22 protein-coding genes are annotated in these 25,725 nt (G+C 62.6%); 6 read left to right on the forward strand and 16 right to left on the reverse strand.

The features are described 5' to 3' along the window. Positions 1 to 9: 9 nt before the first annotated feature. From tatA to dop, 8 genes are all read right to left on the reverse strand, one after another. The gene (tatA, locus tag AAFP29_RS13670; protein WP_419217897.1) at positions 10 to 270 is read right to left on the reverse strand and encodes a Sec-independent protein translocase subunit TatA; all 261 of its coding nucleotides are present in this window, start codon (positions 268 to 270) and stop codon (positions 10 to 12) included. A gap of 63 nt (positions 271 to 333) precedes the next feature. Then, positions 334 to 1,296 carry a helix-turn-helix transcriptional regulator gene (locus AAFP29_RS13675; RefSeq protein ID WP_419217898.1) on the reverse strand — a complete coding sequence of 321 codons (963 nt, stop codon included), beginning with the start codon at positions 1,294 to 1,296 and terminating at the stop codon, positions 334 to 336. Positions 1,297 to 1,298: 2 nt separating this feature from the next. Further along, positions 1,299 to 2,282 (reverse strand): helix-turn-helix transcriptional regulator, encoded by a 984-nt coding sequence (locus AAFP29_RS13680; RefSeq protein ID WP_419217899.1) that lies wholly within the window; start codon positions 2,280 to 2,282, stop codon positions 1,299 to 1,301. A gap of 16 nt (positions 2,283 to 2,298) precedes the next feature. Next, positions 2,299 to 3,657: a Pup--protein ligase gene (gene pafA, locus AAFP29_RS13685; RefSeq protein WP_419217900.1), complete on the reverse strand. Its 1,359-nt coding sequence runs from the start codon at positions 3,655 to 3,657 to the stop codon at positions 2,299 to 2,301. A gap of 8 nt (positions 3,658 to 3,665) precedes the next feature. Beyond that, the gene (prcA, locus tag AAFP29_RS13690) at positions 3,666 to 4,415 is read right to left on the reverse strand and encodes a proteasome subunit alpha (protein ID WP_419217901.1); all 750 of its coding nucleotides are present in this window, start codon (positions 4,413 to 4,415) and stop codon (positions 3,666 to 3,668) included. Continuing rightward, positions 4,412 to 5,269: a proteasome subunit beta gene (gene prcB / locus AAFP29_RS13695; protein ID WP_419217902.1), complete on the reverse strand. Its 858-nt coding sequence runs from the start codon at positions 5,267 to 5,269 to the stop codon at positions 4,412 to 4,414. Before prcB ends, prcA begins: the two co-directional genes overlap by 4 nt. Then, on the reverse strand, positions 5,266 to 5,457 hold the full coding sequence (locus tag AAFP29_RS13700) for a ubiquitin-like protein Pup (protein WP_419217903.1): 192 nt from the start codon (positions 5,455 to 5,457) through the stop codon (positions 5,266 to 5,268). Before AAFP29_RS13700 ends, prcB begins: the two co-directional genes overlap by 4 nt. Before the next feature lie 145 nt (positions 5,458 to 5,602). Further along, entirely contained in the window at positions 5,603 to 7,105 is a 1,503-nt protein-coding gene (dop, locus tag AAFP29_RS13705) for a depupylase/deamidase Dop (protein WP_419217904.1), read from the reverse strand. Between the two features lie 72 nt (positions 7,106 to 7,177). Between dop and glgP the strand changes: the two genes are divergently transcribed. Then, complete coding sequence (glgP, locus tag AAFP29_RS13710; protein WP_419217905.1) at positions 7,178 to 9,727, forward strand: alpha-glucan family phosphorylase; 2,550 nt, start codon at positions 7,178 to 7,180, stop codon at positions 9,725 to 9,727. Positions 9,728 to 9,743: 16 nt separating this feature from the next. On the opposite strand, the gene AAFP29_RS13715 is transcribed toward glgP, so the two are convergent. The 3 genes from AAFP29_RS13715 to AAFP29_RS13725 all read right to left on the reverse strand — a co-directional run bounded on the left by AAFP29_RS13715 (position 9,744) and on the right by AAFP29_RS13725 (position 15,124). Further along, complete coding sequence (locus AAFP29_RS13715) at positions 9,744 to 12,398, reverse strand: FHA domain-containing protein (protein WP_419218104.1); 2,655 nt, start codon at positions 12,396 to 12,398, stop codon at positions 9,744 to 9,746. Between the two features lie 52 nt (positions 12,399 to 12,450). Then, the gene (gene arc / locus AAFP29_RS13720) at positions 12,451 to 14,154 is read right to left on the reverse strand and encodes a proteasome ATPase (RefSeq protein ID WP_419217906.1); all 1,704 of its coding nucleotides are present in this window, start codon (positions 14,152 to 14,154) and stop codon (positions 12,451 to 12,453) included. Between the two features lie 142 nt (positions 14,155 to 14,296). Next, complete coding sequence (locus tag AAFP29_RS13725; protein WP_419217907.1) at positions 14,297 to 15,124, reverse strand: tRNA (adenine-N1)-methyltransferase; 828 nt, start codon at positions 15,122 to 15,124, stop codon at positions 14,297 to 14,299. A gap of 73 nt (positions 15,125 to 15,197) precedes the next feature. On the opposite strand from AAFP29_RS13725, the gene AAFP29_RS13730 reads away from it, so the two are divergent. The 3 genes from AAFP29_RS13730 to AAFP29_RS13740 all read left to right on the forward strand — a co-directional run bounded on the left by AAFP29_RS13730 (position 15,198) and on the right by AAFP29_RS13740 (position 18,279). Beyond that, positions 15,198 to 16,076: a RecB family exonuclease gene (locus tag AAFP29_RS13730; RefSeq protein ID WP_419217908.1), complete on the forward strand. Its 879-nt coding sequence runs from the start codon at positions 15,198 to 15,200 to the stop codon at positions 16,074 to 16,076. Positions 16,077 to 16,086: 10 nt separating this feature from the next. Then, the gene (locus tag AAFP29_RS13735; RefSeq protein ID WP_419217909.1) at positions 16,087 to 16,917 is read left to right on the forward strand and encodes a thioesterase family protein; all 831 of its coding nucleotides are present in this window, start codon (positions 16,087 to 16,089) and stop codon (positions 16,915 to 16,917) included. Between the two features lie 183 nt (positions 16,918 to 17,100). Next, positions 17,101 to 18,279 (forward strand): hypothetical protein, encoded by a 1,179-nt coding sequence (locus tag AAFP29_RS13740; protein ID WP_419217910.1) that lies wholly within the window; start codon positions 17,101 to 17,103, stop codon positions 18,277 to 18,279. Positions 18,280 to 18,283: 4 nt separating this feature from the next. On the opposite strand, the gene hisG is transcribed toward AAFP29_RS13740, so the two are convergent. Genes hisG through AAFP29_RS13755 form a run of 3 tightly spaced genes read right to left on the reverse strand, consistent with a single transcriptional unit; the run spans position 18,284 to position 20,146 of the window. Next, on the reverse strand, positions 18,284 to 19,129 hold the full coding sequence (hisG, locus tag AAFP29_RS13745; RefSeq protein WP_419217911.1) for an ATP phosphoribosyltransferase: 846 nt from the start codon (positions 19,127 to 19,129) through the stop codon (positions 18,284 to 18,286). A gap of 53 nt (positions 19,130 to 19,182) precedes the next feature. Further along, entirely contained in the window at positions 19,183 to 19,446 is a 264-nt protein-coding gene (locus tag AAFP29_RS13750; RefSeq protein WP_419218105.1) for a phosphoribosyl-ATP diphosphatase, read from the reverse strand. A gap of 19 nt (positions 19,447 to 19,465) precedes the next feature. Continuing rightward, complete coding sequence (locus AAFP29_RS13755) at positions 19,466 to 20,146, reverse strand: HAD family hydrolase (protein WP_419218106.1); 681 nt, start codon at positions 20,144 to 20,146, stop codon at positions 19,466 to 19,468. A 62-nt stretch (positions 20,147 to 20,208) separates the two neighbouring features. Here AAFP29_RS13755 and AAFP29_RS13760 point away from each other — a divergent pair, with 62 nt between their 5' ends. Continuing rightward, positions 20,209 to 20,691 (forward strand): hypothetical protein, encoded by a 483-nt coding sequence (locus AAFP29_RS13760; RefSeq protein WP_419217912.1) that lies wholly within the window; start codon positions 20,209 to 20,211, stop codon positions 20,689 to 20,691. Positions 20,692 to 20,781: 90 nt separating this feature from the next. On the opposite strand, the gene metH is transcribed toward AAFP29_RS13760, so the two are convergent. Continuing rightward, positions 20,782 to 24,393 carry a methionine synthase gene (gene metH / locus AAFP29_RS13765; protein ID WP_419217913.1) on the reverse strand — a complete coding sequence of 1,204 codons (3,612 nt, stop codon included), beginning with the start codon at positions 24,391 to 24,393 and terminating at the stop codon, positions 20,782 to 20,784. 51 nt (positions 24,394 to 24,444) lie between these two features. On the opposite strand from metH, the gene AAFP29_RS13770 reads away from it, so the two are divergent. Continuing rightward, positions 24,445 to 25,323, forward strand: a complete 879-nt coding sequence (locus tag AAFP29_RS13770) for a PAC2 family protein (RefSeq protein ID WP_419217914.1) — start codon at positions 24,445 to 24,447, stop codon at positions 25,321 to 25,323. Positions 25,324 to 25,410: 87 nt separating this feature from the next. Here the strand turns inward: AAFP29_RS13770 and AAFP29_RS13775 are convergent, their stop codons facing one another. Continuing rightward, entirely contained in the window at positions 25,411 to 25,719 is a 309-nt protein-coding gene (locus tag AAFP29_RS13775) for a hypothetical protein (RefSeq protein WP_419217915.1), read from the reverse strand. Positions 25,720 to 25,725 lie beyond the last annotated feature (6 nt).

Consider the following 25,725-nt stretch of genomic DNA (forward strand, 5'->3'; position numbering starts at 1 on the left):
AGTCCGGCGTCAGGCCGACTTCTGCACGTCTTCAGGTTTACTGGTGGGCACTGGCGCAGGAGCCGCAACCTCGGAAGCGGACAACTCGCGCGGGGCTTCGGCGACTGGAGCGTCGGGCTTGCCGTCGTTGGCCATTTCCTTGACTTCGGATTTGAAGATGCGTAGCGATCGTCCCAGGCCACGCGCGGCATCCGGCAGCTTTTTCGAGCCAAAGAGGATAACGAAGGCCAGCACGACCAGAATGACATGCCACGGCGTAATGGCGCTCATGAGTACAACCCTTTCGAATGAGACTGTTGCCTATGCTACCGGACAACGGCGTGGTTCACGCGGTCAGTTGTAACGTGCCCGTGCCGCTGTTGCTTCGCGCGTAACCTGGTCGATTACCTGCGCCGAGACCTCACCCGGACCAGTGATCCGAATATGGCCGCCGAAACCCAGAATGAACCTGGTCAGCCATTCATCAGACCCGTAGCGCAGGGTGGCCGGCTGCACACCGTCCGCGCCGGCCGCGCCCCGCTGCTCGAGTAGGTAGTACTCGAAAGCCCAGCGCGCCGTCGCGTCGACGTCGAGTTCGACGGTCGGCAGGTCGGCGTTCTCGGACATGATCGGCGATGGACGTTGTGCCGTGGCGTCGGGCGGTAACTGGGCGGGTTCGTCGAGGATTCGCGCGGCGTCGATCCGATCGAAGCGGAATAGTCGCATCCCGCCGCTGCTGCGGCACCACGCTGACAGATAGGTGCTGCCGTCGGTGACCTGAACAGTTACCGGGTCGACTATCCGATCGCTGATCGAATCACGACTGGCCGTGTAGTACCGGATGGAAAGTGCGTGTCCCTCGTGGACCGCCCGACGGATGGTCTCGTAGATCTCTTTACGTGCCGGGTCCGCGTTATCGGCGATCGCGGCTGGCGCGGACTCCGCACCCACTGCGGCGGCAATCTTGGCGATGGCTCGTTCAACCGCATCGGGGGCCGCGGCATGCGTCTGAGTCAACGCCCGCAACGCGGTGAGCAATACGGTGGCCTCGGTTGAGGTCAGTTGCAGAGGTCGGTCGATACCTGCGCTGAAGTTGACGTGGACATGTCCCTCGGAATAGGAGATGTCGATCAAGTCATCGGGGTACTGATACTTGCCGGGTAGTCCGCAGACGAATAGTTGGTCAAGGTCTTTGACCAACTTATCTTCGCCGACGTCGAGGTCGGCGGCCGCCTGCTCCAACGTAATACCTTGGCGAGCAAGGAAATACGGGATCAACGTCAGTAGACGCGTCAGCTGGTCGGACTGGGCCGCCATCTTCAGACTCCCTTCGCGATGATCGCGTCGAGCGCACTGATTACGTTGTCGCGCAACGACTTCGGTTCGAGTACCACCACGTCACGACCCGCTGACAACACCATTCGTGCGAGTCCCGACTCGGTGGTGATGGGCACCTCGATCTCGTCGCCGGCGACGCCGTCGCGTTCAGTCGGTACGGCAGCGGTCGCGATCCGCCGCAATCCGACCGCCCGGTCAGCGGCAACCCACAACCGGGCGGACGCTCCGCCATCGGCACCGGATGCCGAGTCGACCGTGGCAGCGACAGCTGCGGTCAAATCGACGCCGGCGGGAATCTCGAACGCGCCTGCTCGGCCGGTTGTTCGCACATCGGTCACCCGGGACAGGCGAAAGACCCGTTGATCATCGCGATCCCGATCGTGGCCGATCACATACCAACGACCGCGATGGGTTAACACTCCCCACGGCTCGAGTGTCCGTGACGACGAATCTCCGGCACCCGAAGGCCGGTGAGCGAAAGTCACCGCCTGGCGTCTGGTACTCGCATCGATCAGCGTTCTGGTCACCGGTTCAGAGCTGACCCGACGCGGCGAGATCTCGATATCCTCGGCAACGCGTACGTCGATGCCGGCACCCTTGAGTTTGAGAACAGCCGATTGGGTCAGCCGTGCGATATCCGGGCTGTCCCACACGACCGCGGCCATCGCAACGGCGGCAGCTTCGTCTTCATCGAGCACGATTTCGGGTAATTCATAGCTTTCCCGGTCGATTCGGTAGCCTTCGACACCCGCCGCTCGTGGCGCCGCGCCGGTCAGCAGCGGGACACCCATATCCCGCAACTCAGCCTTGTCACGCTCGAACATCCGGTTGAACGCTTCGTCGCTCTGGGGTTCGTCGGCGTAGCCGACCACATTTTCCCGGATGAACTCCGCAGTCACGAACTGCCTGGCTTCGCGCAGGCAGATAACCAGGTTCAGCAGCCGTTCGGTTCTATTTCGTGCCACCGCGATATCTTATGACTCACATCGACGCGATGAGCCGATCGACGCGCTCATCGACGCTGCGGAACGGGTCCTTGCACAACACAGTCCGTTGAGCTTGATCGTTGAGTTTCAAATGCACCCAGTCGACAGTGAAGTCGCGGCCAGTTTTCTGCGCGGCCGCGATGAAGTCGCCACGCAGTTTGGCCCGGGTGGTTTGCGGAGGCTCTTCCACGGCATTCGCGATAGCCTCATCGGTGGTGGCCCGAGCGACGAGCCCTTTACGCGTAAGTACGTCAAACACCCCGCGACCACGTTTGATGTCGTGATAGGCCAGATCGAGCTGGGCGATCTTGGGATCGGTCAACTCCATCCCGAACTTGTCCTGGTAACGCTGGAATAACTTGCGCTTGATCACCCAGTCGATCTCGGTGTCAACCTTAGAGAAATCATCGGATTCCACCGCATCAAGAATTCGTCCCCATAGATCGACAACAACGGCCATCGACGGATCGGGATGCCCGCCGGCGATATGGTCGACGGCGCGGGCGTGATACTCGCGCTGGATGTCGAGCGCGCTGGCAGTCTTACCGCCGGCCAGGCGCACCTGACGGCGGCCGGAGGGGTCATGCGAGATCTCCCGGATCGCCCGAATTGGGTTGTCCAGCGCGAAATCCCGGAAACTGAGACCCGCCTCGATCATCTCCAAGACCAGGGTCGCCGACCCGACTTTGAGTAGCGTGGTCATCTCGGCCATGTTGGAGTCGCCGACGATCACATGCAATCTGCGATACTTCTCAGCATCGGCATGCGGCTCGTCGCGGGTGTTGATAATCGGCCGGGAGCGCGTAGTCGCCGACGACACTCCTTCCCAAATGTGTTCCGCGCGTTGGGATAAGCAAAAGTCGGCGGATTTGGGCGTTTGCAGGACTTTGCCGGCACCGCAGATCAACTGCCTGGTCACCAGGAAGGGCAGCAGTACGTCGGAGATCCGCGAAAACTCGCCGGCCCGCACCACCAGGAAATTCTCGTGGCACCCGTAGGAGTTGCCGGCCGAGTCGGTGTTGTTCTTGAACAGGTAGATATCGCCGCCGATACCCTCATCTGCCAACCGCGCCTCGGCATCGATGAGGAGGTCTTCGAGGACCAACTCCCCCGCCCGGTCATGGTTGATCAGCTGGACGAGACTGTCGCATTCGGCGGTGGCATATTCCGGATGCGACCCGACGTCGAGGTAGAGCCGAGCCCCGTTGCGTAAGAACACATTCGACGACCGGCCCCACGAAACGACGCGGCGGAACAGATACCGCGCGACCTCATCCGGGCTAAGCCGACGATGGCCGTGAAAAGTGCATGTCACACCGAATTCGGTCTCGATGCCCATGATTCGACGCTGCACTGAAGACCTCAGTCCTTCTCATCGGAGTCGGCCTCGGGTGCCGCCTCCGCTTCCGGGGCCGGCGCCTGCGCGAGCAGGTCGGCCACTTGAGCATTCCGTAACCGTTTGAACGCGCGGCGCGGCCGGTTGCGATCGAGGATCGCAACCTCCAGATCGTCGGCGGTCAACTCCCTTGGCTGTTCGCCGACGGCGCCGAGCGCGACCGTCGCGACTGAAATCGCCTGTACCAGTGGCAGATCGGGGCTGTAGTGCTCAGACAACGACTTGTTGATCGCCTCGGTCACGCCACCCATCACCAGAAAACGTGTCTCATCGGCGATCGAACCGTCGTAGCTGATTCGGTATAGCTGCGACGCCGTGGTTCGTCCCGGCTTGGCAACCTCGGCGACGCATAGCTCGACCTCATACGGCTTGGCCTGCTCGGTGAACACCGATCCCAGCGTGTTGGCATAAGCATTCGCCAGCGACAGACCACTCACGTCGGCCCGGTCGTAGCTGTACCCGCGTAGATCGGCGAGTTGAATTCCCGCCTTGCGCAAGCTCTCGAACTCGTTGTACTTGCCGACGGCGGCGAAGCCAATCCGGTCGTAGATCTCGCTGATCTTGCGCAGGGTGTTCGACGGGTTCTCCGCGACGAACAACACGCCGTCGGCATAGGTCAGCGCGACGACGCTGCGTCCGCGCGCGATTCCCTTGCGCGCCAACTCCGAACGATCGCGCATGATCTGTTCGGCACTCGCGTAATACGGAAATGTCATCGCAGATCGCCCTCCCCGTGGTGACTGCCGCGCGGCGCGTGCTGTTCGGTTCGCTGGCGGGTGATATCAGTGGCCGCTGCCGAGATCTCCGACTCCGGCACTTCGGTGGCTCCGTCGGCACCGACGGTGACCGCCGTCGGGAAGATTTGGCGCACGATGTCGGGACCCCCGGTCGCCGAGTCGTCGTCGGCGGCGTCGTAGAGCGCTTCAATCGCGATGGCCAGCGCGCCTGCGGCGTCGAGGTCTGCCCGATAACGCTTCTTCAGCGACGACTTCGCGAAAACCGACCCGGAACCGATCGCGGTGTAACCGCCGAACTCCTCATGCCTATCGCCCGCGATGTCGAAGGAGAAGATACGGCCGAAGGCCCCCTCTTCGGCATCGGTGTCGAAGCCGACCAGCAGCGGAACGGCCGCCAGACCCTGCATCGCCGCGGCGAGGTTGCCGCGCACCATCGCGGCGAGGCGACTGACCTTGCCGTCGAGCGTCAACGGAACACCCTCGAGCTTTTCGTAGTGCTCGAGTTCCACCGCGAACAAGCGCACCATCTCGATGGCGATACCCGCGGTGCCCGCGATGCCGGCAGCCGAATAGTCGTCGGTGATGTACACCTTGCGCACATCACGGGTCGCGATCAGATTTCCGGCAGTTGCCCGCCGATCCCCGGCAAGCACCACCCCACCGGCATAGGACACCGCCACAATGGTTGTGCCATGCGGGATTTCAGCGATCGTGGCGCCGGTCCCGGTGAGAGATGCCAGCCGCGAGGCCGGGAGCTGATCGGGTGCGTGTACGCGTAGATATTCGGTGAAAGATGAAATATCGGGCCCGTTCGGGGGTACGGCGGGGCTCACTGGCCGCCCTTCTGGACATAGGCCCGCACGAAGTCTTCGGCGTTCTCCTCCAGCACATCGTCGATCTCGTCGAGCAGATCGTCGGTCTCTTCCGCGAGCTTCTCGCGACGTTCCTGACCCGCACCACCTTCGGGGGTGAGATCGTCGTCATCGCTGCCGCCACCGCGGTGAGTCTGTTCCTGCGCCATGCCGCCTCCTATCGGTCGGGCCAGCCATGAAATACCTCAGATGACTGGGTAGCACTACCCTACCGGTGTACGCGCACAGATGTGTGAGGCTCGCAGCTCGCTTCCTCCTGAGCCAAGACACTCACCGAGCATCGCGAAGCCATCCTCAATTCATCGTGAGTTGGTCAACGAGTTCGGCTGCGCTGTTCACTGAATCGAGTAATGCGCCAACATGAGCGCGGCTGCCGCGCAACGGTTCCAGCGTCGGAATGCGCACGAGCGAGTCACCACCGAGGTCGAAGATCACCGAATCCCAGCTTGCGGCCGCGATGTCGGCGCCGAAGCGTCGGAGGCATTCCCCACGGAAGTAGGCACGTGTATGTTCCGGCGGGTTGGTAATGGCGTCGAGCACCTGCGCTTCGGTGACTAACCGCTTCATCGACCCGCGCGCTACGAGCCGGTTGTAGAGCCCTTTGTCCAATCTAACGTCGGAGTATTGCAGGTCGATTAGGTGTAGGCGCGGTGCCGACCAGCCCAGTCCCTCGCGCTGCCGGAACCCTTCGAGGAGACGCAGTTTGGCCGGCCAGTCGAGGATATCGGCACATTCGAGTGGGTCGCGTTCGAGTTTGTCGAGCACGTCGGCCCAGGTCTCCAGTACATGCGCGGCGCGGGCGTCGTCAGAATGATGGGTGTCATGGAATGCCTGGCACCGCGCCAGGTATTCGCGCTGCAGGGCCAATCCGGTCAATTCCCGGCCGTCGGTCAGCGCAACGGTCGCGGTCAGTGTCGGGTCGTGGCTGATCTGGTGTACCGCGGCGACTGGTCGGGCCAACTCCAGGTCGGAGAAGTCATGCCCCGCCTCGATGAGATCGAGCACCAACGCTGCGGTGCCCACCTTGAGGTAGGTCGATGTCTCCGACAGGTTGGCGTCGCCGATGATCACATGCAGCCGGCGATAACGGTCCGGATCGGCATGCGGCTCGTCGCGAGTGTTGATGATGCCGCGCTTGAGGGTCGTCTCCAGGCCAACCTCGACCTCGATATAGTCGGCGCGCTGACTGAGCTGGAATCCCGATTCGTCACCGGACTGACCGATACCGACCCGTCCGGAACCGACGACCACCTGCCGCGAGGCGAAGAATGGGATCAGCCCGGCGATAATTGCCGGGAACGGAGTGTCGCGGCTCATCAGATAGTTTTCGTGGGTTCCGTATGAGGCGCCCTTGCCGTCGATGTTGTTCTTATATAACTGCAGTGCCGGCGCTCCGGGCACACTCGCGACGTGGCGAGCGGCGGCTTCCATGACACGTTCGCCCGCCTTGTCCCAGATAACCGCGTCGAGCGGGTCAGTGACTTCGGGAGCCGAGTACTCGGGATGCGCGTGGTCCACATACAGCCGGGCACCATTGGTAAGGATCATATTGGCCGCGCCGATTTCGTCGGCGTCGATGATGGGTGCCGGGCCCGTCGATCGGCCAAGGTCGAATCCACGCGCATCGCGCAGCGGCGATTCCACCTCGTAGTCCCATCGGGTGCGCTTGGCCCGCGGGACCCCCGCGGCAGCGGCGTATGCCAGCACCGCCTGCGTCGACGTCATGATCGGGTTGGCGGTCGGATCGGAAGGAGCGGAGATTCCGTATTCGACCTCGGTGCCGATGATTCGCTGCATGAGGTCGAGGGTAGTGCCCACCACCACCAACCGCCGCGCCGGGACTCCTCCGCTCCGGTAGCGTCTACCGCTGTGAAAGCCTTCCGCCGGTTCACCGTTCGGGTCCAACTCCCGGCCCGGTTACAACCCCTTGCCGACCTCGCCGCCAACCTGAGGTGGTCGTGGCACCGCCCGACCCAGGATCTGTTCGCCGAAATCGATCCCGTGCTCTGGGCGGCACACGGTGATCCGCAACGCGTCCTCGACGATGCGACAACCGAACGGCTGACCGACCTCGGCTCCGACGACGGCTTCTGCGTACGAGTGGCGGCGGCGGCCGACGATCTGGCCGCCTACCGGGCGGGAACGGGCTGGTACGGCGAGTTGACGACGACACGACCAACACCCGCATCCATCGCGTACTTCTCGATGGAGTTCGGGATCACCGAAGTCCTGCCCATTTACTCGGGCGGCCTCGGCATCCTCGCCGGAGATCATCTCAAGGCTGCCTCCGACCTCGGTCTGCCGTTAGTCGGCATCGGGCTGTTCTATCGGTCCGGCTATTTTCGGCAGTCGTTGACCGCCGACGGCTGGCAAATCGAGAACTATCCGGTCAACGACGCGCGCGCCCTTCCGTTGACACCGCTATACGACGGCGACGTCCCCGTTCGGATATCCGTCTCGATGCCAGGCGGTCGGACTCTGGCCGCGCGGGTTTGGATTGCCACGGTCGGCCGAATCAGCTTGCTGCTCTTGGATTCTGATCTGCCCGACAATGACGATGAACTGCGCGGCGTCACCGATCGCCTGTACGGCGGCGATCAGGATCACCGCATCAAACAGGAGATCCTGCTCGGCGTTGGCGGAGTACGCGCCGTCCGCGAATACACCCGGATCGCCGGCACGGCGGCACCGGAGGTGTTCCACATGAACGAGGGACACGCGGGTTTCCTCGGGCTCGAACGTATTCGAGAGTTGGTCACCGATGAAGGGCTGAGCTTCACGCAGGCCGAGGCCGCGGTCCGCGCATCGATGGTGTTCACCACCCATACGCCGGTTCCGGCCGGCATCGACCGATTCCCGATGACTCTGGTTCGTCACTACTTCGATGCCGACGCGCAGGGATCCTCTCGACTAGTCCCCGGCCTGCCGGTTGACCTGATCTGCGAATTGGGAGACGAAGCCGCGCCGGATATCTTCAACATGGCCCACCTCGGGCTTCGGTTGGGGCAACGCGCCAACGGTGTGTCGAAACTGCACGGGGAAGTCTCCCGCGAGATGTTCGGCGACCTGTGGCCGGGTTTCGACACTGCCGAGGTCCCTATCGGATCGGTCACCAACGGAGTCCACGGTGACACCTGGCGTTCGCCCCGCTGGCCGCATGGCGGCATCTCGTCCGACGCCGAGATCTGGGCGATCCGCAACGAACTGCGCAGCTCCCTAGTGGCCGAGGTGCGTGAGCGGGTGTATCGAAGTGGGCGTACCCGTGGCCACAGCGACGCCGAACTGGCTTGGACCCGTGAGGTTTTCGATCCGCGGGTGCTGACAATCGGCTTCGCTCGACGTGCCGCCACCTATAAACGACTCACCCTCATGTTGCGCGACCCCGACCGTCTGCGTCGCCTCCTCACCGATCCGCAGCGCCCGATCCAGCTCGTCGTCGCCGGCAAAGCGCATCCCGCCGACGACGGCGGGAAATCTCTCATCCAGCAGATTGTGCGGTTCACCGACGACCCAGCACTTCGCGGGCGGATCGTCTTTCTTCCCGACTACGACATCGGCATGGCGCGTCATATCTACGCCGGATGCGATGTGTGGCTTAACAATCCGGTGCGCCCGATGGAAGCCTGCGGAACGTCGGGAATGAAGTCGGCGCTCAACGGAGGATTGAATCTGTCCATCCTCGACGGCTGGTGGGATGAGATGGCCGATGGCCACAACGGGTGGGCCATTCCGTCCGCCGACGAGATCGGCGACGAACATCGCCGGGACGACATCGAGGCGACCGCGCTCTACGAACTCCTCGAAAACACCGTCGTGCCGCTCTATTACTCATCGACGGTAGGACGGACTCGGACCGTCGAGGACGACGCGCTCCCCGCCGGGTGGGTGTCGATGGTGCGCCACACCATCGACGAATTGGCTCCCAAAGTACTGGCCGCACGGATGGTCCGCGAATACACTACCGAGTTGTATTCCCCTGCGGCACAATCATTCCACGATGCCTGCGCTAACGACTACGCCTTGGCGCGGGACCTCGCGGACTATCGTGACCGACTCGCCGCTGCCTGGCCATCAGTCGCAGTGGCCGGAATCGACGAGGACTTGCCGCCGCATTCATCAGGCGTGGTCGCGCCCGGCTCACGGGTCGGACTAACCGCATATGTGACGCTCGGAGGCCTCTCCGCCAGCGAGGTGACTGTACAAGCCATCGGCGGAACCGTCGATTCCGTCGGCGACATCGTCGATCCGGTGATCACGACGCTGTCGGCGACCGGGTCGACCGATCCATCCGGGCGTGAACTGTTCACTGGCGGTCTCGATATCGCGCGGTCGGGACGCGTGGGATACACCGTTCGCGTGCTGCCCAACCACCGCGGTCTGGCGGTGGCCAGCGAAGCGGGCCTAGTGCGCTACCCGTGACACCCCCTAAAATTGTCTACTTCTTCTTCAGCACCAGCCTGCGCCAGGTGAAGACGAATAGCAGCAGCGCCATACCGGCCAAAATGCCGTAGGACAAGCCCAGATAGGTCAGCTCGTGGCTCCACAATTTCTCGATCGCAGCCGACTGCGCGTCGGGTGACACTTCGCGCAGGTCGACGACCGATGCCGCTCCGGAGTATCCCCAGCGGGCCGGAAATATCCAGGACAACTGCTCCAAGCCGGGTCGGCCGGCGAGTGCGAAAAGACCGCCGCAGAAGACGAATTGCACCATCACCACGATGACCAACGGCGGCATTGTTTGTTCCGTCGAACGGACCGCGGCTGAAATCGCAAGGCCCACAAGAGTACTGACACATCCGAGAAATGCCACGATGAAGAACAATTCGAGCCAGCCGGGTAGGAAGAAGCTTGCCTCGGGCACCCCTTTGCGGGCGTAATTGATGGCCAGCATCACCGCGGTCTGCAACGCGACCGCGACGAAGAAGACCACAACCTTCGCCCAGAGGTAAGCCCCGGGGCGTAGACCAACGGCACGTTCCCGTTCAAAAATCGGCCGCTCGCCAACCAAGTCTCGGACCGACAGTGCGGTGCCCATGAAGACCGCGCCCACGACGAGCACGACGAGCATCTGCACGGTCTCCGCCGGTTCATCGACATTGTTCGGTGCGTAGCCCGCCGAACCGGGTATCACCAGCGATAGTGCACCCAACACAAGCGGTAGGAGCACCAAGAAGATCAGATATCCGACGTCGGCGAAGATCAACCGGATCTGCCGTCGGGCCACCGTGGACAACTGACGGAAGAATCCGCTCTGCGAGGCACGCACGATCGGACCGGTGGTCGCCGGTGGCGGCGGCGCGGGTTGCGAAGCGAAGCGCGAGGTATAGCGCGCGTGTGCGGCGTCGGGCTGGTCGGCGACGTAGCCGAAGATCTCGGCCCAGTCGGTAGTCCCCATCGCCGATCCGACCTGACTGGGCGGACCACAGAATGCCGTCTTGCCGCCGGGTGCCAGTAGCAGCACCTCGTCGCAGAGCGAGAGATAACTCAACGAGTGGGTGACCACGACGATGACACGACCGGCGTCGGCAAGACGGCGAAGGGTGTTCATCACCTGGCGGTCCAGTGCCGGGTCGAGCCCCGATGTCGGCTCGTCGAGGATTAGCAACGACGGGCCGGTCAGCAGTTCCATCGCGACCGACGCCCGCTTGCGCTGCCCACCCGACAGCTTGTCGACACGGGTGTCGAGATGGTCAAGCAGTTGGAGTTCGGTGAGCACACCGGCGACAACCTGGGCGCGATCAGCCTTGTTCATGTCGGGTGGCAGCCGGAGCTGAGCGGCGTAGCCGAGTGCCTGCCGCAGCGTCAGTTTGCGATGCAGCACGTCATCCTGCGGCACCATTCCGATTCGGGAGCGGAGTGCATCGTACTCGGCGTGTACGTCGCGGCCCTCGAAGTGCACGACGCCGACAGTCGGCCTCGACAGTCCAGCAACGATCTTGGCTGCTGTCGACTTACCCGCACCGGACGGGCCGATGATCGCCGTCAGTGACCCTGGCGCCGCCGAGAAGCTCACATTGCGGAGCAGTTCCTTGCCGTCAATGGTCAATCCGACGCCGTGCACCTCGAGACCACCGGCGACCACGGACTTCGCCTGCCCACGCATGAGATTGCCCGCCGACAGGACGAAGTCACTATTGCCGATCGTGACGACGTCACCATCGGTCAGTTGCTGATGCGCGACACGATGACCGTTGACATACGTGCCGTTGACGCTGCGTAGGTCGTCGATGAACGTCCCAGCGGTGGTGTTGGAAAGTTTCGCGTGATGACGCGACGCCAACACATCGGAGACGACGATGTCATTGTCGGGGGTACGGCCAATAGTCTGGGAGCCGGTCAACGAGATCGCTTGCCGCCCAGCCTGTTCGGGCGCGGTCAGCGCGTTGGCGACGTTGTGCAGCAGGGATTGCAGATGTGGTGCGGCGGCGGCATCTGGCAGGTTCGGCGGGTGAATCGTCGGTTCCCCGAAGCCAGTCGGGCCGGGGCCGCCGGGTGGCCGAGTCTGTCCCGGCACGAACTGACGGGGCTGCTGAGGTTGACGTTGCTGTGCGATGGGCGGTTGAGGCTGATGGTGTTTGGCAGGCGCGAACGGTTGCTGCGGGCCCTGCCCACCGAACGGCTGCGCCGGTGCCTGACGCGGCGGCGGTTGTGCCGGTTGCTGCGGCAGCGGGGGTGGTGCCGGTTGCGGGGGTGCTTGCGGCGCAGCAGATCCGGGCGCCGGCGGCACCAGCGTCACCGCCCCCGGAGGTGGCCCTGCGGCAGGCTGAGTCGACGACGCCGCAGCGGGCGACATCTCCACCAATGGACCTGTAGTTGGATCACCCAGACGCACGGTTTGCGTACCGCTGCCCGCCAGTACCTCGGTGATCCGCGTCGGACCTACATACGATCCGTTCGTCGAGCCAAGGTCGGTCACATACCACTGGCCGCTGCGCCACTCGATGCTCAGATGTTGTCGCGACACCAAGTGGTGATTGACGACGATGTCGTTTTCCGGCGTCCGTCCGATCGTCAACCGTGCCTTGGCGCCGACGAGGCGTACGGTGCCGTCAACCGTGACTCGAATCGGCGCGATCTCTACGCTGTTCATCACCGATAAACAATAATCGGTACGGGTTCACAACGTGCGGATGCGCACCAAATTACAGGTATTGCCCGGTGTTCGTCTCGGTGTCGATGGCACGGCTAGCACCACTGCTCTTACCCGTGACCAGCGTGCGGATATAGACGATACGCTCGCCTTTCTTGCCCGAGATCCGCGCCCAATCATCCGGATTGGTGGTATTCGGCAGATCCTCGTTCTCCGCGAACTCATCGAGAATCGAGTCGAACAAATGACTGATGCGCAGGCCAGGCTGACCCGATTCCAACTGCGATTTGATCGCATACTTCTTGGACCGGTCAACGACATTCTGGATCATCGCGCCGGAGTTGAAATCCTTGAAGTACATGATCTCTTTGTCACCGTTGGCATAAGTGACCTCGAGGAATCGGTTGTCGTCGCTCTCGGCGTACATCCGGTCGACGACCCGCTCGATCATCGTCTTGACGCATAGCGCCCGATCGCCGCCGAATTCAGCGACATCGTCCGCATGTACCGGCAACTCGGTCACCAAGTACTTGGAGAAGATATCAATGGCTGCTTCGGCGTCGGGGCGCTCGATCTTGATCTTCACGTCGAGTCGGCCGGGGCGCAGGATCGCGGGGTCGATCATATCCTCACGGTTGGACGCGCCGATGACGATGACATTCTCGAGTCCTTCGACGCCGTCGATCTCACTGAGGAGCTGCGGCACCACGGTGGTCTCGACATCCGACGAAACGCCTGAACCACGGGTACGGAAAATCGAATCCATCTCGTCGAAAAAGACGATTACCGGTGTGCCCTCGGATGCCTTCTCGCGCGCGCGCTGGAAGATCAGCCGGATATGCCGTTCGGTTTCGCCGACGAACTTGTTCAATAGTTCGGGACCTTTGATGTTCAAGAAGTACGACTTGGCTTCATTCGCGTCGTCGCCACGAACTTCCGCGATCTTCTTGGCAAGAGAATTGGCGACCGCCTTGGCGATCAGTGTCTTTCCGCATCCGGGCGGGCCGTACAGCAAGACACCCTTCGGTGGCCGCAACGAGTATTCCCGGAACAGATCCTTGTGTAGGAACGGCAGCTCAACCGCGTCGCGAATCTGCTCGATCTGCCGGCCGAGGCCACCGATGTCCTCGTACCCGACGTCGGGTACTTCCTCGAGGACCAGATCTTCAACCTCAGCCTTGGGGATCCGCTCGAAGGCGAAGCCGGCCTTGTTGTCGATCAGCAGCGAATCACCTGGCCGCAGTTTACGATTACTCGATTCGCGATCCGGGTCGGTCGCCGCCAGCAGCGGCTCCGCGAGACGCACCACCCGCTCTTCGTCGGCATGCCCGACGATCAGCGCGCGACGTCCGTCGTTCAAGACCTCACGCAGTGTCCCAATCTCGCCGACGGTGTCGAAATCGGTTGCCTCTACGACGGTCAGCGCCTCGTTTAGTCGCAGGGTCTGCCCATGATGCAGTGTCTCGACGTCAATATTGGGCGAGACGGTGAGCCGCATCTTGCGGCCCGAGGTGAAGACGTCGACCGTGTCGTCGGGATATGTCGCGAGAAGCACGCCGTAGCCGCTCGGCGGCTGACCAAGGCGGTCGACCTCCTCGCGAAGAACGACGAGTTGCTGGCGCGCGTCTTTGAGCGTGTCCAAGAGTTTCGCGTTGCGGACGGTCAGCGAGTCCACCCTGTCTTGGAGTTCCTTTGCATCGCCGGACTGCCGTTGCACTCCGGGTCGGGACTCGGGGGTGCGATCTGATTCGGTCATGTCTGACTCCTCTCGGCGTCGCATTACGCGCTCGCGCCAACTGTCTCGGCAACCGTTGGTAGAACTCCACGCTACCGGCGGGTGACCGATCGTGCCGACAGGCGCACCAGGTTGGGCGAAACGATTGTGCGCCAGTGCAATGTCACCCCTTGGTAGGTCGGCGGTGCGGACGCAGCGGTGTCGTGTCATCGGCCAGGCGGCGTGCGGTGATCAGAAATGCGGTGTGACCTTGCATCCGATGCTCCGGGCGCACCGCGAGACCGACGGCGCTCCACTCGCGCACTAACGACTCCCAGGCACGCGGTTCAGTCCAACATGCCTGCTCACGCAGTGCCTCGACCATTCGCGAGAGTTGAGTCACGGTTGCGACGTAAGTAACGAGGACGCCGCCGGGTTTCAATGTCTTAGCCACCGTTTCCAATGGCTCCCACGGGGTGACCATGTCCAAAATCAGCCGGTCCGCCTGATCCACCGGGTCGTGGTCAGCCAAATCGCCGACCACCAATTCCCAGTTGTCGGGCTTCTTGCCGAAGAAGGTCTCCACGTTGCGGACCGCGTACTCGGCATGGTCTTCGCGGATCTCGTAGGACAGCACCGAACCCGCCCCGACCGCGCGGAGCAATGAGCACGTCAGGGCACCGGACCCGGCGCCAGCTTCGATAACCCGGCAACCGGGATGGATATCGCCCTCGGCCACGATTTGCGCGGCGTCCTTCGGATAGATGACCTGCGCGCCGCGCGGCATCGACAGCACGTAGTCGGTCAGGAGCGGTCGCAGCGCGAGATACTGGGTTCCGCTGGTGGCCGAAACTATGCTGCCCTCTGGCGCACCGATCAAGTCATCGTGGTTGATGGCGCCCCGGTGAGTGTGGAACTGTTTGCCGTCTTCAAGGACCACGGTGAACTTGCGGGCCTTCGAATCGGTCAATTGCACGCGGTCGCCAGCGGCGAACGGGCCGGTCGTAGGCATCAAACAGCTCATTTCTCAACAGTCGAACGGATCTGGGTGCGCGGTGTCGGTACCCCCGAATACCCTGCCATATGTGAACATCCATCCGGGATCGGCTACCGCTGTCGAACCCACCCCTGTCGATGGCCGTGGTCTGGCCGGGCGGCCATTGGCGTTATCGCCGTCGCGGGCCGCGGACTTCCGGCAGTGTCCGCTGCTGTACCGATATCGGACCATCGATCGATTCCCGGAGCAGCCGACCCAAGCTCAGACTCGCGGCCACGTCGTCCACGCAGCGCTGGAGAATCTGTTCGACATGCCGGCAGCTTTGCGCACACCCGAGTCCGCTCACCTGTTAGTCGAGGGCGCGTGGGCCGCGATGTGCGAAGCCGATCCGGCGCTACACGACGTCATCACCGTGGAAGAAACCGCAACCTTTCTCGCGCAGACCCAGCGACTGATCACCACCTATTACACGATGGAGAATCCGACCGCCTTCGACGCGAAAGCCGTTGAGGCGCATGTCGAAATCGAGGATGGCGACGTACTTCTCCGGGGTTACATCGACCGGATCGACGTCGCGCCGACCGGCGAAATCCGCGTCGTCGACTATAAGACCGGCCGATGTCCCAGCGAGGCGTATGAGGCCAAAGCCCTGTTTCAGATGAAGTTCTACGCGCTCGCGATATTCCGCAGCCAGGGCGTCGTCCCCGATCGGCTGCAACTGATGTATCTGTCCGATGGAAAGCAGTTGCACTACCACCCCGATCGAGCCGAACTGGAACGATTCGGCCGGACGCTCAAGGCTATCTGGACCGCCATCACCGAAGCCGTCGCCAGCGGTGACTTCCGGCCGCATAAGACTCGGATGTGCAAATTCTGCGAGCACAAGACTCGTTGCCCGGAATTCGGCGGCACCATTCCGCCCTATCCTGGCCCGCCCGAAGGATTCTCGCCGCCGCGCCGACTCTAGGGTTAGGCGTATGGATGCCGCCTATTATCTGCCGTTACCCGCCCCAAGCGATGACGGCTATGAGTACTTTCAGCCGACGTCATCGACGTTGAGTGTGTGGGCATCGCATCTACAGCACGGTGGTCCGCCGACCGCGCTGCTTGTGCGCTCACTTTCCGCTCTCGTCGCCGGACGCTCCGGGGGATTCAGCAGGATCACCACCGACATCCTCGGCGCCGTCGGACTCGACGTCAATCGTGTTCGCGCACAAGTGATTCGGCCAGGCAAGAAGATCAGCGTCATCGGCGCGGAGCTCGACGTACGTCAGCCCGATGGCAGTTTCCGTACCGCTGCCCGGGCCAGCGCATGGTTTCTCGACGGTCCGTCGACCGCATCTATCGAACACAGTCCGCTGCCACCACTCACCCCGCTGCCCCCTGACATCGCGACGCAGGTCGGCTTCCCCGACGATGAAGCCGTCGGCGTGAAGTGGGGCACGGTCGGCTTCATCGGGGCTACCGAGACGGGCCGGGTGCCCGGCCGAAACGGAGCCAATCCGGCGACCTGGATACGGCCCGCGCTCCCCCTGGTCGATGGGGAACCTACTTCCGATCTGGTGTCGGCCTTCATAGTCATCGATGTCGCCAATGGCGTCGGCACACAACTCGATCCCCGCGAGTGGTCGTGGATGAATACCGATACCACGGTGCATCTGAGCCGTCCGCCGCGCGGACAATGGATTGGACTCGACACCGACCTCGCCATCGGCCCCGACGGCTACGGTGCCACATTCGGCGACCTCTACGACGCCGATGGGCTTTTCGGACGCTCCGCGCAAACGGTATTGCTCGCCGGACAGTAGCTAGAACTGACAGCTTCGGTCGGTGTTTCGAAAACGCATCCCCCACAAGGTGATCGGAGGGCATATTGCCCTCTGACATGACCCACGGGGACGAGATTTCTCAAGTCACTTCGACTGAACCCACTCGGCCGGGATCGGTGGCAGACAAGGGTGCCGATCGCCATTGGTTTGTTAGCGTGTGGCATGTTTCGAATACTGGGGGCCGCCTTCGTGATCGTCGCGATCGCCGCTGCGACGGCAAGCTGTGCGTCGAATCAGGAGGAGGATATCCACACTCCGGCGGCCACCGAACGTCCGGTGCTCGACTTCGCCTGGACTCGCGACGGGGTTGTCCGACGCCTGGTTGTTTCCTCCGACGGCGAAGTGATCAGCCGGGACACGAACTCACGAACGGGGTACTCCCGCCGCATGGTGCCACGTAACAACGTCGCTGACGCTACACGTCGGGCACGGGGAATCATAGAAGTCGACGGTCGCGAAGCATGTGCGGCGGACAACTCCCCGAGAGTCTCCGCAACCGTTATAGCGAATGCTTCCGAATGGCATTACGAGATGTCCGGTCTGTCCTTTGACACCGCATCGGCCGGAAACCGCGAGTGCTGGCCCGCCCTCGAAACCACGATCGAGAGGATCGCCGCCGATCTCACCGCATCGGGTTCGCGTACCGACTACGCCGACCGCGTCGTTCTCGACCTCGGCGGGCCGCCGCCGCCAGGTCCGGCGACATGGCCGCTGAAGATGCCGTTGCGGGATCTCCCGATCCGATGGCACGACGAGCGCAAGCTCTCCGGCTGTGCTGTCATTCCGGGCTCTGCGATCACCAGGTTCGACCAGACGGCTGCGATACTCAACACCGAATCGGCCAGCCGAGCAGAGCCCACAACGATGCGCATGAACGTGCTGCTTCCCGGCCAATCCACGTGTGGTGTGATCGCACCCGCGTCGGTGACAACACCGCAGAGCATCACTCATTCCGATCCGCATGACACTGTCATCGACCTGGCGACACATCTGCTGCTACCCGGTACTGGCGGACAACGAGTCGTCGTCCACGCCGATGGCAGCGCCATCGTCGACGATTCCGCATCACCCACCGGATACACCGAACGTCAGGTGTCTGTGGCGAAGGTCGTCGAACTGGCGCAGCAGGTCGCAACGATCTTGCGTACTCCGAAGGCCGACTACTGCCTTGTCAGCGACGGCATGCTGGTCACCGCCAAACTCCGCACCGACCAGGGAGCATGGGAGCGCGAGGTAGCAAACCCAGGACCATGCGGATGGCCTGAGTTCGCCGCTCTGACCGACGAGGTGAAACAACAGGTGGTCTCGTCCGGCGGTGCGGGCAAGCCCTATCAGTTCTGAACAGTCAGAACCGGCATGATCGGATATCGGACGCCAAGATCGCTTTCGCGCCTATCTCCGATAGTTCGTCCATCAGACTTTGGTGCTGCTTACGCGGCACCAACGCGCGAACCGCGACCCACCGATCATCGGCCATCGGCGAGATCGTAGGTGACTCGATACCCGGCGTGATTGCCACGGCCCGCTCAAGTAACCCCCTAGGGCAGTCGTAGTCGATCATCACGTACTGCTGCCCGAAGACAACACCTTGTACGCGCGCCACGAATTGTTTTGCGGACTTGGATAATTGAGCGTCAGCCTGGCGAACGAGTACCGCTTCGGAGTCACAAAGGACGTCACCGAATACCGCGAGTCCGTGCTGGCGCAAGGTACGTCCCGACCCGACCACATCGGCAATGGCATCGGCGACGCCGAGCTGAATCGAGATCTCCACCGCGCCGTCGAGGCGGATTATGTCGGCGTCGATATTGCGCTCGGTCAGATCGCGGCGCACCAGATTCGGATACGACGTCGCGATCCGCTTACCCGCCAGATCTTCGACCGTCCAGGTCTGATCGGCGGGGGCGGCGTAACGGAATGTCGACCCGCCGAAGCCCATCGACAGTTCTTCGGCGACTGCGGCTTGCGAATCGAGAGCGAGGTCTCGTCCGGTGATACCGAGGTCGAGGGTGCCCGCGCCGACATAGATCGCGATGTCTTTGGGGCGCAAGAAGAAGAACTCCACACCGTTGTTGTTGTCGAGAACGGTCAGATCTTTGGCATCGGTCCGGCGCCGATAACCGGCTTCGGATAGAACGCCGACGGCCGCTTCGGACAACGACCCTTTGTTGGGGACTGCTACACGCAGCATGGCAAATCCTTTATCTCTTCACGCAGATGACAGATGATGGGGCCGATCATCACTCACAGATGTCGATAAACGTCGGCGGTCGTCATCCCACGTTTGATGAGCATCACCTGCAGCCAGTACAGGAGTTGCGAAATCTCTTCGCCGAGCGCCTCGTCGGACTCATGCTCGGCCGCCAGCCACACCTCGCCGGCTTCTTCGATGATCTTCTTGCCCAGCGTGTGAATGCCCGAGTCCAGCGCGGCGACGGTGCCGCTGCCCTCGGGACGGGTAGTCGCCTTTTCGGTCAACTCGGCGAATAGTTCATCGAAGGTCTTCACGAGTCCCAATTTTCGCACGTTAGGCGCGCAGCGCGACTTTCAGGTCGGCAACCGTCAGTCCGACGAGGTCGGCTCGCCGGGTTTGCCGCGACATCACCGGAATTCGGCCGCCGACTGCCTCTTCGCCGACGACGAGCGTGGCCGCGCCCGCATCACGACCGGCCCGCGCCCCCGTCGGCGAGTCCTCGATGACGACGCAGTCACCTGGATCGACGCCGAGAAGTTCGGCTGCGCGGCGGTACGGATCGGGTGCAGGTTTGGCCCGATCGATTTCGTCGCCACAGACGGTCACGGTAAATCGGTGCGCGCCAATGGTTTTCAGCGCGACGTCGGTGAGTTCGCGAACAGTGTTGGTCACCAGCGCCATCGGTATCCCCGCAGCGCCCAACAGATCGAGCGCTTCGACGGCACCCGGCCGCCACGGCAAACCATCGGCGAACAACACCTGCACACGAGCGTTGATCCACGATTCGTCGGCGGCGAGATCCCGCTGCGCCTCGGGGATACCAGCGGCGAGCAATACTTTGCCGATTGCGTCCGGCGCGGCATTACCCAGCGTCGACGCACGCAATTCCTCGGACATCTCGACGCCGTATCGGCGCGCCAGATCGGCCATCGCGACGTCCCACATCGGCTCGGTGTCGAGGAGCGTGCCATCCATATCCCAGAGGACAGCCGCGGGCACGGGCTCATTTGCGATACTCACGACCTGCACGCTAGTGACACACGATCCAACCCACAAACCGTGATTCAATACTTTGCATGCGAACTGTTCCGAAGTGGAGAGTGATCTGCTGTGGCGTCGCGATCGCTGTGATCGTCTCGGGCTGCCAGAGTGGCGATCAAACCGCCGCGCCGCTACCCACCTGCCCCGGCTCGGCCACTTCCGACTACGGCCTGGGCAACGCTCTGAACGCGGCGGTCCCGAAACTGTCGGCGCTGCCCCATCGAGTCGCGACCGGCACCGGAACCGTCATCGCGGTGGATGGTGCGGCCGCACCGCTGCGGGTGGCCATCACGGTCTGCGGCGACGGTCTCGACGACACCGCGCTCAAGGATGTCGCATCGACCTTGGGTATTGCCATCGCCGACGGTTCATTGCTCGGCACTGAGGTCGGCGGCCTGTCCGTCGAGCTGCAACCCGCGAACAAGGTTGCACAGGCGGCACCATTCGTCGCCAAGAATTTCACGCCGACCGCCGTCCTGGCCGACCTGCGCCAGAACTGGGTTATCAGCACGAACTGAAGCCGACCGGACGCCCTGGAACTGTCCCCGTAGCGCGAGCAGGCGCGCTACATCGCCATCTGCGCGGGACACGGGGACATTTCCAGCGACCTACGTGTTGAAGTACTTGGCCTCGGGGTGATGCAGGACAAAGGCATCGGTCGACTGCTCGGGATGCAACTGCAACTCCTCCGAGAGCGTCACACCGATTCGCTCGGCATCGAGCATCTCGACGAGTTTGCCGCGATCTTCCAGATCCGGGCACGCCCCGTAGCCGAATGAGTAACGCGCGCCGCGGTATTCAAGGTCGAAGAAACCCTGCGGACTATCCGGATCTTCACTCGCCATAGCGTGCCCGGCGAACTGCAACTCCGATCGCACCCGCTGATGCCAGAACTCGGCCAGCGCTTCGGTGAGTTGCACACTGATGCCGTGCACCTCCAGATAGTCGCGATACGCGTCCTCCGCGAACAGCGTGTTGGCGAAGTCGGCGATCGGCTGCCCCATCGTGACCAACTGCATCGGCAGCACATCGACGACTCCCTGCGCGATCGCGTCCTCGCGTGACCGCACGAAGTCCGCGATGCACAGGAACCGCGACCGTTGCTGACGTGGGAAATCAAAGCTGAAGCGAACGGGCGCATCGGGTTTCGGCTCGGTGAGCACATGCAGGGTGTCGCCATCGGAAACCACCGGGAAATAGCCGTACACCACAGCGGCATGAGCGAGGATTCCCTCGGTGGATAGTCGATCGATCCACTGGCGCAATCGAGGACGGCCCTCGGTCTCGACCAGCTCGTCGTAGTCGGGGCCATCGCCACCGCGAGTGCCGCGTAAACCCCACTGGCCTAGGAATAACGCGCGTTCGTCGACCAACTGCAAATAGTCGGCGACCGGAATACCGCGCACCACTCGAGTGCCCCAGAACGGCGGCGTCGGGACCTCGTTGTCAGCAACAACATCCGAACGCGCTGGGATCTCGATGGGTGCCTGCTCGGCACGGCGCTTCTCGGCGATCCGCTTGGACCGCGCATGTCGCGCCTTGCGTTCTTCGGCTTTCGCCTTGGCTGCCAACGCTTCTGGACTGTCCGGGTCTGGTCCGCCGCCACGTTTGACGGCCATGATGTCGTCCATCAGGCGCAGCCCTTCAAAGGCGTCCCGTGCGTAATGGACGTCACCGCCATAGGTCTCGGCCAGATCGGTCTCGACATATGACCGGGTCAGGGCCGCACCGCCGAGGAGGACCGGATAGTTCTCCGCCAATCCCCGTTGGTTGATTTCCTCGAGATTGTCCTTCATCACGACTGTCGACTTGACGAGTAGTCCGGACATGCCGATTACATCGACCTTTTTGTCTTCGGCAACTTCGAGAATCGTCGAAATCGGTTGTTTGATACCGATATTCACCACTTCGTAGCCGTTGTTACTCAAGATGATGTCGACGAGGTTCTTCCCGATGTCGTGGACATCACCCTTCACGGTGGCAAGAACGATGCGCCCCTTGCCGTCCTCGCCAGTCGCCTCCATATGAGGTTCCAGATGTGCCACAGCGGTTTTCATGACCTCGGCCGACTGCAAAACGAAGGGCAGCTGCATCTGTCCCGAGCCGAATAGTTCGCCGACGGTCTTCATCCCCGACAACAACGTCTCATTGATGATTTTCAGCGGCGGTACCTGCGTCATCGCCTGGTCGAGGTCGTCTTCCAACCCGTTGCGCTCGCCGTCGACGATGCGCCGCTCCAGGCGCTCGAACAGCGGCAACGCCGCGAGTTCGGCCGCGCGAGTCTCGCGGGCCGACGCGGCCGAGACACCTTCGAAGAGCTCCATCAACCTCGAAAGCGGATCGTAACCGTCGCGGCGGCGATCGTAAATCAAGTCGAGAGCAACCTCCCGGTGCTCCTCCGGAATCCGGGCCATCGGCAGGATCTTCGATGCGTGCACGATGGCCGTATCCAGTCCCACCTGCACACATTCATGGAGAAATACTGAGTTGAGCACTTGCCGCGCAGCAGGATTCAGACCGAAGGAGATATTCGAAATACCCAGCGTGAAGTGGATTTCCGGGTGCGCCTCTTTCAGCCGCCGGATCGCCTCGATCGTCTCGATACCGTCGCGGCGCACCTCCTCCTGCCCGGTGGAGATCGGGAAGGTCAACGCGTCAATGATGATGTCTTCTTCGAGTAGTCCCCAATTCCCGGTGATATCGGCAATGAGTCGTTCGGCGATAGACACCTTGTGGTCCGCGGTACGTGCTTGTCCGTGCTCGTCAATCGTCAATGCGACGACCGCGGCACCGTGTTCGACGGCCAGCGTCATGATCCGCGCGAACCGCGAATCAGGGGTGTCGCCGTCCTCATAGTTCACCGAGTTCACCGCGCAACGACCACCGAGTGCTTCCAAACCGGCCTGAATCACTTGCGGCTCAGTGGAATCGATCATGATGGGCAGCGTCGACGCGGTGGCGAATCGGCTGGCCAGCGCCGTCATATCCGAGGCACCGTCGCGGCCGACATAGTCAACGTTCAGGTCGAGCATATGGGCACCATCGCGGGTCTGATCTTTCGCGATGTCCAGGCAACGCTGATAGTCACCACTGATCATCGAATCACGAAAAGCCTTGGAGCCATTGGAATTTGTGCGCTCACCGATGACCAGGAAGCTCGCATCCTGCGCGAAGGGTACCGGCGAATACAGCGACGATGTCGAAGACTCGTGCGCAGGTTCGCGAGTGGCTTTCTGAACCTGCGCAACAGCTTCGGCGACCTGGCTGATGTGCTCCGGCGTTGTGCCGCAGCAGCCACCGACCATCGACAAGCCGAATTCGCGAACGAACCCGCTCAATGCGATCGCCAATTCCGGTGCGGTGAGCGGATATTCGGCGCCGTTGGCTCCCAGTACAGGCAGGCCCGCGTTGGGCATCACCGACACCGGAATGCGCGCGTGACGCGAGAGGTAGCGTAGATGTTCGCTCATCTCGGCCGGCCCCGTCGCGCAGTTGAGACCTATAACGTCGATGCCAAGCGGTTCCAGCGCGGTCAGCGCGGCACCGATCTCCGAACCAAGCAGCATCGTGCCGGTGGTCTCGACCGTGACGTGCACGAAGATCGGGATCGAGCGGCCGACACGTTCCATCGCGCGCCGTGATCCGACGACGGCGGCTTTGACCTGTAGCAGGTCCTGGCAGGTTTCGATGAGGATGCCGTCGGCGCCACCGTCGAGCATGCCGGCGGCACATTCGGCATAGGCGTCCCGGATGACGTCGAAGGTGGTGTGGCCCAAACTGGGCAGTTTGGTGCCGGGGCCGACCGAGCCCAGGACGTAGCGCGGGTCACCATGCGGGCCGGGCCCCATTTCGTCGGCGACCCGGCGGGCGATAGCGGTGCCTTTGCGGGCCAGTTCCCGAATGCGATCGGCGATGTCGTAGTCACCGAGATTCGACAGGTTACAACCAAACGTGTTGGTTTCGACTATGTCGGCGCCGGCCTCGTAATAGGCGCGATGGATTTCGGCCAGGACGTCCGGTCGGGTTTCGTTGAGGATCTCGTTACATCCCTCTAAGCCCAAAAAATCGTCCAGGGTCAAATCGGCGGCCTGCAACATCGTCCCCATTGCACCGTCACCGATCAGCACTCGACGCGACATCGCTTCAAGCAGAGTCGTGTCGTAAGCTGCAGCCCCCTGTTGGCCGCTGGTACTGCTTGCGGCATTGCTACGGTCAGACATGGTCTCCAGAGTAGTTCGCGCCCTAAAGCGGCATGGTCGTAGGCTAGTTCGGTGAGTAATAAGGACTTCGATGTCAGCCTGCGCGCCCCGATCCTGTTAGCGGCCTTTGAAGGCTGGAACGACGCGGCCGACGCCGCGAGTGCAGCTATCGATCACCTTGCGTTGAGTTGGGGCGCAACCCACCTCACCGATATCGAATCCGAGGATTATTACGACTTCCAGGTAAATCGCCCGACGGTGAATCTCGTGGACGGGGTAACCCGTCGCATCGACTGGCCGGTGACCTCATTCTCCTATTGCAATCCGCCCGGATCCGACCATGACATCGTACTGCTCCGCGGCATCGAGCCGAATATGCGTTGGCGCACATTCTGCGACGAGATCGTTGCGATCGCGTCGGCGCTGGATGTGGTGACCACCGTCGTCGTCGGCGCATTGCTCGCCGACACGCCGCACACGCGACCGGTTCCGGTGACGGGCGCTGCTTATAGCAGTGCTACCGCAACAAAATTCGGCCTCACCGAAAGCCGTTACGAGGGACCGACCGGTATCGCCGGGGTGTTGCAGGATGCCTTCGTCCGCGCCGGCATCCCGGCGATATCGCTCTGGGCGGCGGTTCCGCACTACATGTCGGCGCCGCCGAATCCCAAGGCGACCGCTGCCCTGCTTACTCGCATTGAGGAGGTCATCGACATCGAAGTTCCGCTGGGATCGCTGCCCGCTGAGGCCGAAGAGTGGGAGGAGACGGTCAACGAGATGACCGAGGATGACGACGAAGTGCGCGATTACGTACGGGGCCTCGAGGAACGCGGCGATGCACAGACCAATGTCGATGAGGCATTGTCGGAGATAGACGGCGAATCGCTCGCGGCCGATTTCGAGAGGTACCTCAAGCGGCGTCGACCCAATCCGCCGAATTTCGGACTTTAGGCACTGGCAGGGGCAAACTGCGACGTCAGCCCGCGCGAGGGAAATACTCCCCCGCCCTCACTCAACCCGCAGACTCCAGCCGACCAGTCACCCGATTTTCTCGATCGACACCACCGGTGTCGTAATACGCCAGGTTCGCACGTCGGGGTCATCGGCCGCCCGGACCCAGAATTGAGCGGATTCGCCCACCCGGCAGGATTTGACGCCGAGCAGCGGAATGTCTTCGGAGTCCCGACGCAGTCTCGACACCGACCAACTCTCGTCATCCGAACTCCCGACGCCCGGGGCGCGCAGCAGCGTCATCTCGGTGAAGTCGAGCAGGTAGGTCGAGGTGCGGGTCACCACGGTCCACACGCCGGCCATGGTGTCAGGATCGATTTCGGTCACTTGGGCCACGGGAAG

It is taken from the genome of Gordonia sp. CPCC 205333 (genome assembly GCF_048537885.1).
In the GTDB taxonomy this organism is placed as follows: Bacteria; Actinomycetota; Actinomycetes; order Mycobacteriales; family Mycobacteriaceae; genus Gordonia.